Below are 16653 nucleotides of genomic sequence, written 5' to 3' on the forward strand. Positions count from 1 at the left end.
CTGGAAAGTGCGGGGGCATGGTGGTGTAGCATCCCTGAAAAACAACGTTATGACTACCCCTCCTACGCAGAAATGAGAGACGACTTACGAAAAAGATGGCATCTAGAATGGGGAGACCGCAAAAATGAAATCGTCTTTATAGGTCAGGAATTGGACAAGGATAGATACGTCGCTGACCTAGAGCAGTGCTTACTGACGGAAAAAGAGATTGATGGCTGGAAGGATACCAACTGGCTGGATGAGTTTCCTAAAAACATGTAATTTGCAGAGTTCAGTACGAAATGCAACAATATTCACTAGCTTAATAGGACAAGTCTAAGGTAATATAGAGAAGCTAAACCCGACCTGACCAAAAAATATATTGTCATATAACTAAAAAAATAAAAAAAATATTGAAAACCAGACTCCGTATTGTACTTGCTCTACAAAATATGGAAGTTTGCTTAATCTGTTAATTAAGAACGATATAAAAAAAAGTCTATTTAATCACCGTCTTTTTTGCTTTATCGCACGAAAAAAACATTCATTGTATCCATAAAATAAATCACATTAGTTTACACCATAAATTTTAGTCACATAACATGATAAAACAAACGAATATCCTGCGGATGCTCACGCTTTTCATCGGGCTTAGTGTAGTATCTTCGGTCCAGGCACAAGAGAAGCATAGCTGGAAAGAAGGCCAATCAGGTGGTTATAGCTATCGTTACGTAAGCAATGACCCGATGAATAGCCGTTTTTACACCCTTAAGAATGGAATGACGGTTATCCTGACGGAAAACAAAAACGAGCCCCGCATTACTGCACAAATTGCGGTACGTGCTGGAAGCAATAATGATCCGTCAACACATACTGGCTTAGCGCACTATCTGGAGCACCTTCTTTTTAAGGGAACGAGCAAATTTGGTACTTCAGACTGGAATAAAGAGAAGGTACTACTTGATCAAATAGAAGATCTTTACGAAACGTATACGAAGGAAACGGATGTTACTAAGCGGAAGTCTATTTATAAAGAGATAGACCGTCTGTCGGGAGAAGCTTCTACCTATTCCATCGCCAACGAGTACGACAAATTGATGTCAAATATTGGCTCGCAAAATACCAATGCACATACCTGGTTTAATGAGACCATCTATAAGGAAGACATTCCCTCGAGCTCAATCGATAAGTTCTTATTGATCCAGGCAGAGCGTTTTCGTTACCCTGTATTCAGACTGTTCCATACCGAGCTCGAGACTGTATACGAAGAAAAAAACATGAGTCTGGACAACGATGGTAACCGTGCCTCTGAAGCTTTGCTGCAGGCCCTATTTCCAAAGACAAATTACGGACAGCAAACGACGTTAGGTACTGTGGAGCATCTAAAGAATCCATCGCTAAAAGTGATCCGTTCTTTCTATAACCAGTACTATGTAGCCAATAATATGGCTATTGTATTAGCAGGTGATTTTAACTCTGATGAGATTATTAAGAAAGTAGATGCTAATTTTGGAAGCTTTGTGTCGGGAACTGCCGTTGCGGAGAGCGATATCAAGGAGCAGCCTTTACAAAAATCCCAAACTTTAGAAGTATCTGGTCCTAGTGCGCAGTATATGATGATGGGCTACCGTGTCGGTAAAAGCGACAGCCGCGAAGCTTTACTAGCTGATGTGGTCGGTGCAATTCTGTCTAACGGTAAAGCGGGCTTAATCGACTTGAATCTAACGCAGAAACAACGGGTGTTGGCGGCAGGGACGAATATAAACCAGCAAAAGGATTATGGTTTCTTTATGCTCTATGGCTATCCAAAACAAGGACAGACGCTAGAGGAAGTACGCGCATTGCTACTGGAGCAACTGGCGTTATTAAAAAGAGGTGAGTTTGACGAGGATTTGATCAATGCTATCCGCGCTAATGCAACATTTGCTTATCTCCAAGGCTTGGATAGTAATAAAGAGCGTACCGAAAATCTGGTTACCGATTTTATACGTACCAAGAGTGCAGGATGGGACCAGCAGGTAACATACCTAGATATCCTATCTAAAGTTACGAAAGCGGAGATTGTTAAGTTTGCGAATGATTTCTTTCAGGACAATTACATTGTCGTGAATAAGAAACAAGGCCAGCCGGACGCTATTGCAAAAGTGGAAAAACCACCGATCACACCTGTAAAGACGAATGCTGATAAACAATCTACGTACCTTGCGGAGATCGCGAGCATGTCTTCTCTCCCTGTCGCCCCGGAGTGGTTGGATTACAAACGTGATATTGAACACAGCAAATCAGGACAAACGGAAGTACTATACATACAGAACAAAGACAATCAGTTATTCCGCCAGACCTTTCTTTTTGATATGGGAAGCTGGAATCAAAAGTTATTGCCTTTAGCAGGTAATTATCTTTCTTACCTGGGTACGGATAAGATGACAGCAGCACAGGTTCAGGAAGCTTTTTATAAGTTAGCTTGTGATTATAGTATCAATATCGGAACCGAAGAGACACGGATAACGTTAACGGGATTACAGGAAAACTACGGAGAGGCAATGCTTTTATTGTCTGATCTACTGAAAAACTGTAAAGTGGATGAGGCTGCTTTGGCAAACCTTAAAAATGACGTCATGCAGCAGCGACAAAATAATAAGACCAATAAGCGCAACATTATGCAGGGTCTAATGAGTTACGCCACCTACGGGTCGAAAAATCCTTTTAATGATCAGTTGTCAAGTGATGCCTTAATGGCGATAAATGGTGAAGAATTAGTATCTATCTTGCATGGTCTGATGAATTATAAACATAAGATTGTAGCGTACAGCCCTCTTGAGTTAAAGAACTATAATACTACCTTAACGAAATATTATAAATCACCAAAAACATTCGCTGCTGTGCCTCCAAAAAGCAGCTATACGCGTTTAGAACAATCGGAAAACACGGTATTGTTTGCGAATTACGAAATGGTGCAGGCGGATATCAGCTGGTACCGTAAGGGTGAAGATTACCAAGCCGATAAGGAAGCAGGTGTTGCTTTGTTTAATAGTTATTTTGGTGGCGGTATGGGTTCTGTGGTTTTTCAAAACCTTCGTGAGGCTAAAGGATTAGCCTATACTACGTACGCTAGGTACAGCACTCCTTCAAAAAAAGAAGATCCTTTTCAAGCTTCGGCTTTTATCGGTACACAATCGGATAAAATATTTGATGCAGTAAACGGCATGAACGATCTGTTGAATACTATGCCGCGTTCAGAAAAAGCATTCGAAACCGCAAAAAGAAGTTTTTTAAGCGACATTGAGACACAGCGTATCCGTAAAGATGGTATTGTATTCAGCTATTTACAGAACCTAAAGAAAGGTATGGAGCACGACCGTCGTAAAAGCTGGTATGAAAATGTAAAAACCATGCAGTTTGCGGATATCGAAGCCATACATGCAGCTGGTTTAGCAAATAAGCCATACACGTACTGTATCGTAGCTTCTGAAAAAAACGTAAGCGATGAGCAGCTTAGCCGCATCGGAAAACTCACAACATTAAGTCTTACCGATATTTTTGGTTATTAGTATATGATAATGAACAGACAAGCGTTAAATATCATTTTATCCTCACTCAACGTCGTTGTGGTCGCTGTCTGTGTCGTCATTTTAATTAAAATGGGAGGAGCAATTATTATTTAATATTTTTTAAACAATATACTACACAAGCCTCCCATTAAAACCGGGGGGCTTTTTTTATTTAAAAAAAGTAATATGACAAGCAAATTATTCAGTATCAGTTGCAACTCGAGCGACGAAACAACAGCACAACTGCTTAAACACATCTCACAGAAAGGATACAAGGTGTGCACGATCTCCAAGTCCTTAACCGATGTCAAGGATGTGAATCTGATCACTATTGAAATCGAAATCGAAGGTCTTTATGTTGATATCTTCATCAATGAAATACAAGCTATCGACGGTATTCTAGATGTAAGTGTATCGTTTGGGGCTGTACTCCAAGTGGCTACCTATCAAATGAAATTTGATTCAGAAAGTTTTAAAACATTAGATATTTTAAGATCTCATAATACGCAGATTATTAATATAGAAGCGGATAAATTACTTGTCTTGCATGTGGCATCAGAAAAAGATATCAAACTCTTATATAATAAGCTTGACAATAGCTCATTGCTTGGATTCTCCCAGATTCCGCTTGCTATTGTACAACAACTACCCTGGGGGAAATTGATCTAAATATTACGCTCTATGCATTAAAAAGCCATTCCGATGAGAAATGGCTTTTTAATTTACAGCTTACCGACTAATAGTAATTTTCATGCTTACAAGTCTATAGATAAAAAGCGAAGTGTGACAATTTCGTTAAACATAAAGCTTGGTACAGAATTTGGATTTTATTCAATAATACAATAGTTTTACGCGATCTGATTCCACTCCACACATAAATTGAAAGGCACTAAGTACATATATACACCTGATAAAAAGCTTGTTGAAATAATCAACGAGGGAGATCATCGTGCATTTGAAGAGCTTTTCAATCGTTATAAAGAAAAACTGTATCACCACGCGTATCGAATGATCCCGGATACGGAAATATGTAACGATATTATCCAAGACACATTTTTGGCGGTGTGGGCTAAACATGAAACATGGACTGTAGAAGACTCGGCCCTCCCCTATCTTTATCAATCTGTCCGAAACAAAATACTAAACCATCTCAGCCGGCAGGAAGTATCCAATCGGTATATCGATTCTTTTCAACACCTGGTACAAAGCGGTCAATGTTATACCGAAGAGAAAGTTTTGGAAAAGGAGCTTTTAAAGTTAATTGAAGCTGGTAAATCGGGCTTAGCTCCGCGTACGCGAGAGATATTTGAGTTAAATAGGGAGCAGCATCTGAGCTATAAAGAAATCGGAAAAAAGCTTGATATTTCGGAAAAGACCGCTAAAAAACAAGTCCATAATGCACTGAAATATTTACGTTCCAAATTAACTTCCTTCCTATTTTCTCTATTATTTTATTTTTTTTTAGTTTTCTAGTACTCCCTTTGATTAAGTTTCCTGTTAATACTATTAACTAGCCGCCAGTAATGTCGGTTACAAGAACCTAATTAAGATGGAACAAAGAAATATCAAAGAAATACTCCGGAAATATCGCTTGGGCGAGCCGCTTAATGAAGATGAAAAGATTGTCCTTGACAATTACTATCTACATATTGCCAATCAGCCTCACAGTAAGCTTTCTGATGATGCACTGTATTATAATCTAACGAAGGTAGAGTCGAATATATTTAACGAAATAAGCCAATCTCGCGTTAAAAAGTATCGTTTATGGTGGTATAGCACTGCTGCGGCTGTATTGTTGGTCGCATCGGTGTCAACACTGGTCTATAAGTTTCAGTCTAATGCTAGCTATCAAAATGAGCAACGTGCTCAATTTGAAGCAATAAATGCCGGTAGTGATAAGGTGATGTTGGTGTTGGCTAATGGCGAGGAATTTGAAATTGATTCTGACCACAGTGTTATGAATAGCTTAGATGACATCACTATCGATGGGGAGAAGATTGATTTAGGGAAAAGAGGCTTATCATCGGCTTCACTTAATACGTTGAAAATTCCAAAAGGGGGACAATTTAAAATTACATTAAGCGACGGCTCACAAGTGTGGATGAATGCCGAATCGCAACTTCGGTACCCGACCAATTTCTCCGGTGCCAGCCGCGAAGTGGAGTTAATCGGTGAAGCTTATTTCGAGATTAAGCACAATGCAAAAATGCCGTTTAAGGTGCATACTAAAGATCAGCACGTACAAGTACTCGGTACGGGTTTTAATATCAGTTCCTATCCGAATGCTGCAACGAACACTACATTATCTCACGGTAAAGTCAGGGTAGATACCGAAACGCAGCAGCGCACAGCTTCGATGATACTTAGTCCGGGTGAACAGGCTATTACGAAGGCTGGAACCTTGCTGAAACAAAATGCAGACGTAGCGCAAGTTCTGGCTTGGAAAAATGGATTGTTCAGATTTAAGAAAAGTAGTGTAGAGGATATTACCAGAGAATTGGAACGTTGGTATGATGTTAAATTTGTCTTCCAAAATAAGACTATTCCGATGCGTCAGATCACAGGAGAAATCCAGAGAAAAGTAAATCTGTATGAAATCGTCGAAATCCTCTCCTACTTCGATATCAACTGTAAGATAGATGGGCAAACTGTCTACTTAGATATAAAAAAATAATACTAACCTAACATTTATAAAGAAGTACAACCGTATGAAGAAAATCAATTTTAACCAATGGATCCTTCCGTTGGCGACATCTGTAGTACTGTTTTCATCCAGTGCATTTTCGCAGATAACGCTTAAGTTTAAGCAAAAAAATGCTAAAGAAGTCATGTCATCTATTGAGCGTCAAAGTGGGTACCGGTTTGTTTACGATGAGAGTAGCATCCGTTTTCCTCAGATCAACATTGACATTAACAATGGCACTATTGAGCAGGTACTGGCACAGGCATTTGCTAAGTCGAATATTGAATACAAGATTGTTCAAAAGAATATTCTATTAAAAAACACATCGTCAACAACGTCGCAAAACAATACTGTACGCTCGACCGAGACCGAAGCTCTTCAAAACTACTCGTTTTCGGGGAGGGTGGTAAACGAAAATGGGACTGGATTAGCTGGTGCCAGTATACGATTGAAAAATACAGATGTCGTAGTGACGAGCAATGATAATGGTGACTTTTCTATGGAAAGCAAAACCCGAACGGGGACGCTACAAATTTCATTTTTAGGGCATGAGACGATAGAAGTTACAGCCCGCGCACAGATGGGCAATCTTGTATTATCTCCCTTGGTTTCAGAAATCGATGAAATCGCGGTGAGTGTGAGTACAGGTTATCAAACCATACCAAAAGAAAGAGCTACCGGCGCTTTTGGCTCTCTACCTAAAAGGAGTCTGGAACAACAGCGTCTCAACAGTTTAAGTTCGCTCTTAGAAGGCCGTATAGCGGGGTATCATAATAATACGCTCCGGGGAACAACTTCAATGAATGGGGTAACCAATCCTCTGTATGTAGTGGATGGATTCCCTGTAGAAAATGTGAGAAGCTCTACTTTTGGAGAAATCACTGAAGCCCTACCGAATTTAAATCTGGAAGATATTGAATCTATTACCGTATTGCGAGATGCGGCAGCAGCGTCTATTTACGGTGCAAGGGCCGCCAATGGTGTGGTCGTAATTGTCACCAAGAAAGGTAAAAAATCGGGCATAGAAATTAATGCATCGGCTGTCATGACTCATACGCCGTATTATTTCAATACAGATAGGTTAACTTCCTCTGCGGATATAATCGACATTGAAAGGGAATGGGCAGATCGGAATTCCAATTTCATGAATATGGATCCAGACTATCCAACCAACGCATTGGACAATATGCTATACTATTCCAGAGGTATTCAAAGCATTCTTCGAGAAAAGGCTGGATTAATCACTTCAGAAGAAAAAGAACGTACACTGAACAATTTGGCCAATGCCGGATATCGTTATTATGATGATGTAGCGAGATACGGTAAACGTGACCCTTTTTCTCAACAATATAATATCAATCTCTCCTCAGGGACAGAGAAAAACAGCTTTTACTCTTCTGCTACCTATCAGAAAAATCTTTTGGAAGATCCGAATAGTAAAAACGACAATCTAGGATTAAATCTGCGAAACACGACGCAAGTAAACAAATGGCTGTCCGTAGAGCTAAATACCTACCTTCGATATGGTAAAGACAATCAGCAGACCTATAATCTGATGTCTCCAGGTTTTGCTTATCTACCTTATGATGGACTGAAAAATGCAGATGGAACGGATTTCATTAGTACCGCAGCTTCGCGTTTAGATATTATCCGCCTTGGTCAGATACAGGATTTTGGTCTCTACAACATGGATATCAATCCATTTGAAGAAATGAATAGGAATATTAGTCGTACCAACAGCTTTTCGAACCGAAGTTTTATTCGCCTTAATGCGAAGATTGCAGAATGGCTAAACTATAGTGCAGCATTTCAATATGAGTATGCCAATGACAACACCGAATTGCTTTACGACAAAAACTCTTATTATGTACGTAATAGGGTTAACTCGTTTGCTAAAGAAGAAAATGGCGCAGCTCGGTTTCTAATGCCTTACGGGAATATCCTGAACCGCCTTAACCAAACACAGCATGCCTATAATTTCCGTCAACAGGTAGACTTTGAGCAAACATTTAACCAAAAACATCATGTCAATGCCATAGCTGGCTTGGAAATACGGGAGAATAAAGCCTATGGTGCTGATCAAACACTATATAACTATGATGTGGTGTCTCTACAATATGAAATACTTGATAAAGATATCCTGTCTTCCGGATCTATGTGGGGAGGTAACTTCAATCAGAATTCTGATCTGGGAAGAATAGCGCAAGATGTACCTCGCTTTGTGTCTATGTATACCAATGCCGGATACAGCTATGACAATCGTTTTATGCTGACCGGTAGCTTACGTTGGGATCGTTCTAACCTTTGGGGCACCAGTTCGAAGTACCAAAATAAACCTATTTGGTCTCTAGGAGCGGGCTGGAATATGCATAACGAAGATTTTATGCAAGTTAGCTGGATCAATCAGTTAAAACTACGGGGGTCTTATGGAATTGGTGGTAATATAGATAGAGCCACATCACCATTTATGACCGCTTACTACAGTAACAACCCGAATGTGGGCGGACTGGTGGGTAATTTGGCTTCCAGACCCAACCCGCTATTATCTTGGGAAAGTACTACTACATTAAATATAGGCACCGACTTTACCATCTTAAATAACCGTGTGTATGGTAGTCTAGATTATTATCAAAAACGTGGTAAAGATCTTTTGGCAAATACCATGGGCGTACCGACAGAAGGTTTTGGTTATACAACCTATAAGATCAATAACGGAGAAATGACTAATGATGGTTTTGAAGCTACGATTGGAATGGATGTGTTAAAAGATGATGCTTTCAGATGGAACAGCAACATTTTATATGCTTACAATAAAAATAAAGTGACGTATGTGAACGTGAAAGCTCCTTTTTATGTATTGCAACTCGACTATCCTGAAGCCTACCCGCGTATAGGTAATCCTTATCAATCTATATATGCTTATTCATGGGCAGGTCTGAATGACAAAGGTATCCCTCAGGTCTATGATGAAAATGGCGAGATAATGACAAGAAATCCAGCGACATTGGAATCCATTGTATATGCCGGAAGTAAAGTACCTTATCACACGGCTTCATGGACGAATAGCCTATCTTATAAAAACTTTGACTTTTCTATCATGTTAACTTATGAGGGAGGACATCGCATCCGTAACACAGATCTTCCATACATCAGCACCAGAGATATCAATTGGACAGCACATACCAATGTGACAACTATGAATAATGAAATAGTGAACCGATGGAGACAGCCTGGCGATGAGAACAATACAAATATCCCTAGGTTGATTTTCCCTGAAGATCTCGAACTATATAACTATGATAGCGGTACGCTATATCAAAATGCAGATATAAACGTGATCGATGCGAGCAATTTTCAGATTCGCAATATCAGCTTTGCCTATCGTGTGCCTACCTCTTTTCTATCGAATGCTAAAATCAAACAAGCACGTTTACAATTTAACGCAGAAAATGTGGCCATGTTTGCAAAATCAAAAAATGCGCGTTATATGTTGGGTGGCTACCGAGCACCAAACTATGTCATGGGTGTCTATTTAACTTTTTAATTTGAAAGTGATGAAAAAGAATACATTAATATATGCAGTGATAGGTGCTATTTGTCTTATGATGACTTCCTGCAACGACTATCTAAATATCTTGCCTACCGGCAAAAAGATACCGACTACTTACGGCGATTTCGAGGCCTTACTTCGGGATGAGTATGGTGTACATAGTGTACCCGTGAGACAAGCCAGTATGTTATTGAACGATTTTTTTGTTTCTGCTTCGACCTTGAATTTTGAACGGCTGTCTGAAGTAAATTACAACTGGAAGGAATCCGAAAACCGTATTGCTTTTAATAACTCTGACGAATCTACCTATTACCAAGGATACGCTAGTATAGCCACCTGTAACCTCCTTATTGAATATGCGCCTTCGATGACAGAGGGTACCGCTATACAAAAGAATCAATTAATAGCTACAGCTAAAGTGATCCGTGCTCTAAATTATTATACGCTTGCTAATTACTATGCGGCTACCTATGATGCCGCTACGGCAAATACGTTGAAATCCGTTCCTCTTATTGAAAGTGCGAACATAGAAGCTGCACATCGGCAAGTAAGCATTCAAGAATTGTATGACTTTATGATTGGGGATATTGAACAGGCTCTACCTGTACTTGATAATGAGGGCCTAACGGCATTACACCCGGGTAAAGGAGCTGCGTATACGCTGCTTGCTCGGATCTATTTGCAGATGGAAAACTATCCTAAGGCATTGGAAAATGCACAAAAAGCGCTAGCTATTAAAAATGATCTATACGATTGGAATGCTTATTATGAAAACAATAAAGCAGCAATCGAAAACCCAACAAATTATACCCGCAGGCAGTCTCCAATGAACCATAGTTATGTAGAAACATACTATTTCCGACATGGTACTAATGCAAATTTCGAATCTTCTGAAACTTTGGTCCGTACGGATCGCGCACAACGATTCGAAACTGGAGATGTCAAATTTGCCAGCCGCTGGAAACTTCGTACAGTAGGTACGGACACTTATTACTACGGAACATTGATCGGATATTTTAACACACACGGATTAACCACAGCGGAGGCTTATCTTATCGAAGCTGAATGCTTGGCACGCGCAAATCGGGTTTCTGATGCTATGACCGTCCTAAACAAGCTTAGGAAAACACGAATTCGTACTGACTTGTACCAAAATCTATCTGCAACGGATCCTGTGGAAGCTGTTAAACTAATTCAAAGAACAAAACAAAATGAATTTATACAGTCGATTGTTCCTTTTGCTGATCGCCGACGGTTAAATAAAGATCCTCAATACGCAACCACGCTTACAAAAACGGAAAACGGCCAAGCACTTTCATTGTCCCCCACCTCCCACCTTTGGATTATGCCATTCCCTCAGGGGGCATTGGATAATCCAGGAAATGGAACTATAGAACAAAACGTAGATAGATAACAAACACGAGAATACAACTAACAGTAAATTTTAAATAGATGAAAAAAATAATCAGCAGCTTGATCGCCATTTTATGTGCGACAACAACATTCGCTCAAACATTCAGTATTAGTGGTAAGCTTGATGGACTGCCAGAGGGTACGACGCTGCAACTTATTCCTGCAGCAACTCATCAGGATGAAAAGCCTATCGCGACGGCAACTGTCAAAGAAGGATCGTTTCAGTTGACCTCAACTACAGATTTTCCACGACAGTACTATATTTCTGTTAAGGATTCTTATGGCGTAATACCAATCGTAATTAACAAAGGTGATAAGGTCAGTATTACAGCCACTGCGAAGCTAAACGATAGCCAAGATAATAAATTCTACAGCTTCACCGATGAGAAAATAACAGGTGCTCCACTTACCGAAGAATACAATAAAAAGATGTCTCCTCGATTTGACCTAGACAAGCTTCACGGAGACATTCAGCAAAAATACGCGCCGATATCTGCGAAAATGAGCGCAGCTCGTGCATCTAAAGATTCAGTATTAGCTTCGGAAATAGCACAGTCGGAAGAATGGATAGCTTACGAAAAAGCAGAAGGCGACTTCTTTAAAAAGGCGGATGAAGTGATAGGCAAAATAATATCCGATAATAATGATTCGTGGTGGGGGCCACTTTTGACACTCAATCTGTATAATTATTTCACTCCGCAAAACGAGCATTTATACGATAACCTGTCAGAAAACGTTAAAAGCAGCTATTACGGTCAAATTCTTAAAGAACAGGTTAGACCGGAAGGCTTTTTAAACAAAATGGCTCCTACTATCGCTGCAAAAACTGTTGCCGGAGAGACGCTTAATCTGCAACAGTCTCTATCAGGCAAAAAGGTAGTACTAATTGACTTTTGGGCATCCTGGTGTGCACCGTGCCGCAAGAAAATTCCAGAACTAAAAGCGCTTTACGAAAAGTACAAAGACCAAGGGTTAGAAATCGTGGGTATCTCGATTGATAAAAAAGCCGATGATTGGAAAAAAGCACTTGGCGAGGAGCAACTTCCTTATCCTAATTACCTAGATCAAGGAGAAACTGCTAATAACTGGAAAGTAAGAGCTATACCTGCACTATTTCTAGTGGATAGCACAGGAAAAGTTATTGCGGAAAATGTGGCGTTGGAAGAAATTGCTAAGTATTTAAAGTAAACAAGATTCTACTTTAAGGGCAAAACGGAAGAATAAATAGAATATTTTTCTAAAATCACTTCGGTTATCAGCGAAATATTCGAAAATGTACACAAGCTAAAATCGTTAAAAAAGCCATTCCTAAGGGAATGGCTTTGTAGCTTGACTCTTATTTGAAGAAAGACATCAAGAAGCGTCCCAAGCTAAAGCTTCGGGCTTAATACATGCGACGACATACTTGACCTTGGAAGAAAAACTTCGGCAAGCATACATCTAGCGCTCCCTCCTCCGTTTGTCTCAATAGTCCCTAGATCGGAGTAAATAATTTCATCAAATTTTTCGATGGTTTCGATCTGTTGAAGAGATAAGGAGAGATAAGCTGTTTGGCTCATAATCAAAAACTTCTTTCCTTCCGTATTATGAACTTCTAACATATTTCCTGCAAACTGCTTCATTTGTTCTTCAGAAATCTCGATAATTTCCTTTCCTGAATGTTGTATCTCTTTGATAACGGTCTCTCGTTCGGTTTCACTATCGATGCAGGCTAAACAAATCACCACAAACTTATCGGCTACACACATCATCACATTGGTGTGATAAACAGGAAGACGTTGTACTCCAACAGTGTGAAAAGAATGAAAAACAACAGGTCTAAATCCATAATCTTTACAAAAAGACCTAAACAATTCTTCATCTAACCTTATGGACACTGACCCGTATGCAATTTTATTGGTATGATCAAAAATTATACTACCTGTGCCTTCGAGAAAAAGACCTTCTTCCTCAGTTCCAGTCCTATCATCAATTTCGCCAACATTAAATCCTTGACATTTAATGTGCTCAATAATATCCATTCTCCTCTCTTCCCGCCTATTCTTAGCAAACATTGGATACAGAACCACTTTACCATCCTGATGGAAACTTACCCAATTGTTTGGAAAAATAGAGTCTGGTGTATTAGGAAACAACGAATCCCTAATCACAATGACATTTATTCCTTGATTTCTTAACTTTTCAGTAAATTTATGAAACTCGGCAAGTGCATTGATTTGCACATCGGCGTTCTTTTCGTTTACCTGAAAATAATTATTCATCGCTGTCTGCGTATTGAAACCGAATGCTACTGGTTCAATCATCAATACGGTATCTGTTGTCTGCATATATGTTTAGTTTTAATAAATGGAGCGTTAGATCAACGCTCCATTAAACTCAAATTATTAAGCCTCAATTGATATTGATTAATTTTTAATACGACTGCTGATGCACATTTGCTACCGCTCGGCCTGAAGGATCGTTCTGATCCTGAAAGGAAGCATCCCAAGCTAAAGCTTCGGGCGTACTACATGCGACAGACTTGACCGAAGGTACTGTAAGCGCTGCCTCCGAAGATGGATAATAGCTTTCGAAAATACTTCGGTAATAATATTCTTCTTTAGTCTTAGGGGTCTGAATTGGAAAGGTAATTGCGGCATGACTGAAATTGACATCAGACACTTCTCTTTCTGCAATTTCTTTTAATGTATCAATCCAACTGTAACCCACCCCATCTGAAAACTGTTCTTTCTGTCTCCATAATATGCTGTGCGGGAGATAGCTTTCAAAAGCTTGGCGAAGTACCCACTTCTCAATCCTGCCGTCCTTTATTATCTTCTCTTCTGGATCAAGCCCCATCGCTACATCCATAAATTCTTTATCAAGAAACGGTACACGCCCCTCTACCCCCCAAGCGCAAAGTGCTTTGTTGGCACGCAGGCAGTCATACTGGTATAGTTTACTCAGCTTACGAACCGTCTCTTCGTGAAATGCCTGTGCATTGGGTGCTTTATGAAAATATAGGTAGCCTCCGAAGAGTTCATCAGCACCTTCGCCTGAAAGCACCATTTTTATACCTCGGGACTTGATCGCTCTGGCCAAAAGATACATCGGTGTAGAGGCTCTTACTGTCGTGACATCGTATGTCTCTAAATGATAGATAACATCGCGCAGTGCATCTAGGCCCTCTTGCACTGTAAAGTGTACTTCATGATGATAGGTACCTATAAACTCTGCTGCTTTACGTGCTGCCTGTAAGTCTGGCGAACCTTTCAGCCCCACAGCGAAAGAATGTAGCACCGTCTTGCTGCGGTTATACGATATTTGATCACGCTGCTCGAGCATCTTTTTTGCAATAGAGGCAATGACTGAAGAATCCAGACCTCCCGACAATAAAACACCAAAAGGCACATCGGACATTAGCTGCCGGTTAACAGCTGCTTCAAGTGCACGCTGGATATCGGCTACCGCAGTTGTGCAAACAGGATGTTCTTGCCACGGTCTATGGTACCAGCAGATGGGTCTTACTCCGACAGTACTGTCTAAATAATGCCCTGGAGGAAATTGTTCGATCTGTGTGCAAAACCCTTCAAGGGCCTTTAGTTCGGATGCGACAAACAGCTGCCCTATAGAATCTGTCCCGTAATACAATGGGATAATCCCGACATGATCTCTTGCAATCAGGAAAGTATCTTTTGTGTGGTCATAGAGGGCAAAAGAAAAAATTCCGTTTAACTTTTCAATAAAAGAAATACCGTAGGTTAGGTAAAGAGCCAAAATAACCTCCGAATCAGAAGCTGTCTGATACTCATAATCTGGGGTAAGATTTTTTAATTCATTGTAATTATAGATCTCGCCGTTCACCACCACAGTCACCGTTCCGTCTGAGCTGTGGAGAGGCTGATTGCCTGTTTCTGGATCAATGATGCTCAATCTTTCATGTGCTAAAAACGCTCTTGGAGAGCTAAACACACCTGACCAATCGGGACCTCTATGACGTATTCTTCTGGCCATTTCTAAAACTTTAGGTCTTAGTAACGATTCGGTTTCCTTGAGCATGAATGCTCCGATTATTCCACACATTGGATAAAATTTTTAAGTTTATTGATGGTAATTTTTCTTGCTACTCCTACGAGTATAAATCATAATTTATTTCTAAAAATGCCTTGCGCTATTTCTGTTGACAAAATTGAAAAACATTCAACAAAAGCCCAATAACACAATATAAAATCAATAAAATTCAGTGAATAATTAAAATTTTCAAAACAAAAGACCAATTTTATTAACACAAAACATCCTAAATAGAAAAAATTTCGAACATGTATCAGACATAACTATTATTGAAGACCGCATCTTTATCATCAGAGATCAGTGTCTTGAATAGCGGGCAAGCTATTCAAGTAAACATACAGACCATGCGGATATTCGCTAAGATAAGCCAATTTATTGTTGATAGTATGGAGATGCGACTCGCCATAGAAAAGCTTTCAAAAAAAGCCACGACCAGAATATTGAATTGCTGTTTGAATATATTGATCGACTGCGGGAGAAGGGAGAAAGAACAGTGACAAAGCCGAGCACGAAAGGCGAAATAGGATTTAAGGTCGGAGGAAAATAAAACACGAACAATAAAGCTAATTTTTTTAGTATATCGTTTTTTACATGTATCTTAGCATAACCAAAGTATTATATTAAACTTAAGTGAGTTATGAGTAATGTATCGGAAATAACTATTATCGAAGACCGTATCTTCATCATCAGAGATCAGCAGGTAATGATAGACAGAGATCTGGCCGAGCTTTATAATGTAGAAACTAAAGCACTGAACCAAGCTGTGAAACGGAACATTGACAAGTTTCCTGAGGACTTTCGTTTCCAACTTACAACTGAAGAAAAAAATGAACTGGTCACAAATTGTGACCGGTTCGATATACTGAAACATTCAAGTGTCAACCCACAGGTTTTTAATGAACATGGAGTGCTTATGCTCGCTAACGTATTAAAAAGTGTTATCGCAACACAAATGAGTATAAGGCTTGTCAGAGCCTTTGTACAATTGCGTAAAGCCATAGCTACTAATACACAAGTGCAACTTGAAATATCTCAAATAAAATACAACGTGGAGCAAATCGCTAAGAAACAGAAAGGTCACGATCAGAATATCGAATTGCTCTTTGAATACATCGACCGCTTGCAGGAGAAGGAAGAAAGCCCCCCTACAAAGCCGAGCACGAAAGGCGAACTAGGATTTAAGGTCGGAGGAAAAAAGAACTAAATTATACAATTACAACTATAGCAACACCAATGTATCATAATCTAAAAAAAGTAAACGCCCTATTTATTGCGCAACAAGCAAGGAAACCTTAGTCAGTTCTGGTAGTGCGACATATAATATGAATAAGTTGAGACTGTAACGTAAACTGTGTCAGCGGAATAATTCAATAAGGTTTTTTATATTTAATTATTCAAACGACATGGTCATGAAAGACAAGACCCCA

At 39.6% G+C, this 16653-nt stretch carries 11 protein-coding genes; 9 read left to right on the plus strand and 2 right to left on the minus strand.

Annotated features, from left to right (window positions below):
- From B5X76_RS21300 to B5X76_RS21335, 8 genes are all read left to right on the plus strand, one after another.
- A partial coding sequence (locus B5X76_RS21300) for a GTP-binding protein (protein ID WP_176141164.1) occupies window positions 1-261 on the plus strand: 261 nt, incomplete at its 5' end.
- A gap of 320 nt (window positions 262-581) precedes the next feature.
- Complete coding sequence (locus B5X76_RS21305; protein WP_079645940.1) at window positions 582-3530, plus strand: M16 family metallopeptidase; 2949 nt, start codon at window positions 582-584, stop codon at window positions 3528-3530.
- A gap of 186 nt (window positions 3531-3716) precedes the next feature.
- The gene (locus tag B5X76_RS21310) at window positions 3717-4199 is read left to right on the plus strand and encodes a hypothetical protein (protein ID WP_079645941.1); all 483 of its coding nucleotides are present in this window, start codon (window positions 3717-3719) and stop codon (window positions 4197-4199) included.
- 210 nt (window positions 4200-4409) lie between these two features.
- A complete protein-coding gene (locus B5X76_RS21315) occupies window positions 4410-5003 on the plus strand; it encodes an RNA polymerase sigma factor (protein WP_079645942.1) in 594 nt (197 codons plus the stop codon).
- A gap of 76 nt (window positions 5004-5079) precedes the next feature.
- The gene (locus B5X76_RS21320) at window positions 5080-6204 is read left to right on the plus strand and encodes a FecR family protein (protein WP_079645943.1); all 1125 of its coding nucleotides are present in this window, start codon (window positions 5080-5082) and stop codon (window positions 6202-6204) included.
- A 34-nt stretch (window positions 6205-6238) separates the two neighbouring features.
- Entirely contained in the window at window positions 6239-9757 is a 3519-nt protein-coding gene (locus B5X76_RS21325; RefSeq protein ID WP_079645944.1) for a SusC/RagA family TonB-linked outer membrane protein, read from the plus strand.
- Between the two features lie 10 nt (window positions 9758-9767).
- Complete coding sequence (locus B5X76_RS21330; protein WP_079645945.1) at window positions 9768-11177, plus strand: RagB/SusD family nutrient uptake outer membrane protein; 1410 nt, start codon at window positions 9768-9770, stop codon at window positions 11175-11177.
- 38 nt (window positions 11178-11215) lie between these two features.
- Window positions 11216-12364, plus strand: a complete 1149-nt coding sequence (locus B5X76_RS21335; protein ID WP_079645946.1) for a TlpA disulfide reductase family protein — start codon at window positions 11216-11218, stop codon at window positions 12362-12364.
- Window positions 12365-12546: 182 nt separating this feature from the next.
- Here B5X76_RS21335 and ctlX read toward each other — a convergent pair whose 3' ends face one another.
- Both ctlX and asnB read right to left on the minus strand, forming a co-directional pair.
- Window positions 12547-13503 (minus strand): citrulline utilization hydrolase CtlX, encoded by a 957-nt coding sequence (ctlX, locus tag B5X76_RS21340; RefSeq protein ID WP_079645947.1) that lies wholly within the window; start codon window positions 13501-13503, stop codon window positions 12547-12549.
- Window positions 13504-13588: 85 nt separating this feature from the next.
- Complete coding sequence (asnB, locus tag B5X76_RS21345; protein WP_079645948.1) at window positions 13589-15238, minus strand: asparagine synthase B; 1650 nt, start codon at window positions 15236-15238, stop codon at window positions 13589-13591.
- A 625-nt stretch (window positions 15239-15863) separates the two neighbouring features.
- Here asnB and B5X76_RS21350 point away from each other — a divergent pair.
- Window positions 15864-16430 carry an ORF6N domain-containing protein gene (locus tag B5X76_RS21350; protein ID WP_079645949.1) on the plus strand — a complete coding sequence of 189 codons (567 nt, stop codon included), beginning with the start codon at window positions 15864-15866 and terminating at the stop codon, window positions 16428-16430.
- Window positions 16431-16653 lie beyond the last annotated feature (223 nt).

It is taken from the genome of Sphingobacterium nematocida, assembly GCF_900168125.1.
Lineage (GTDB): Bacteria > Bacteroidota > Bacteroidia > Sphingobacteriales > Sphingobacteriaceae > Sphingobacterium > Sphingobacterium nematocida.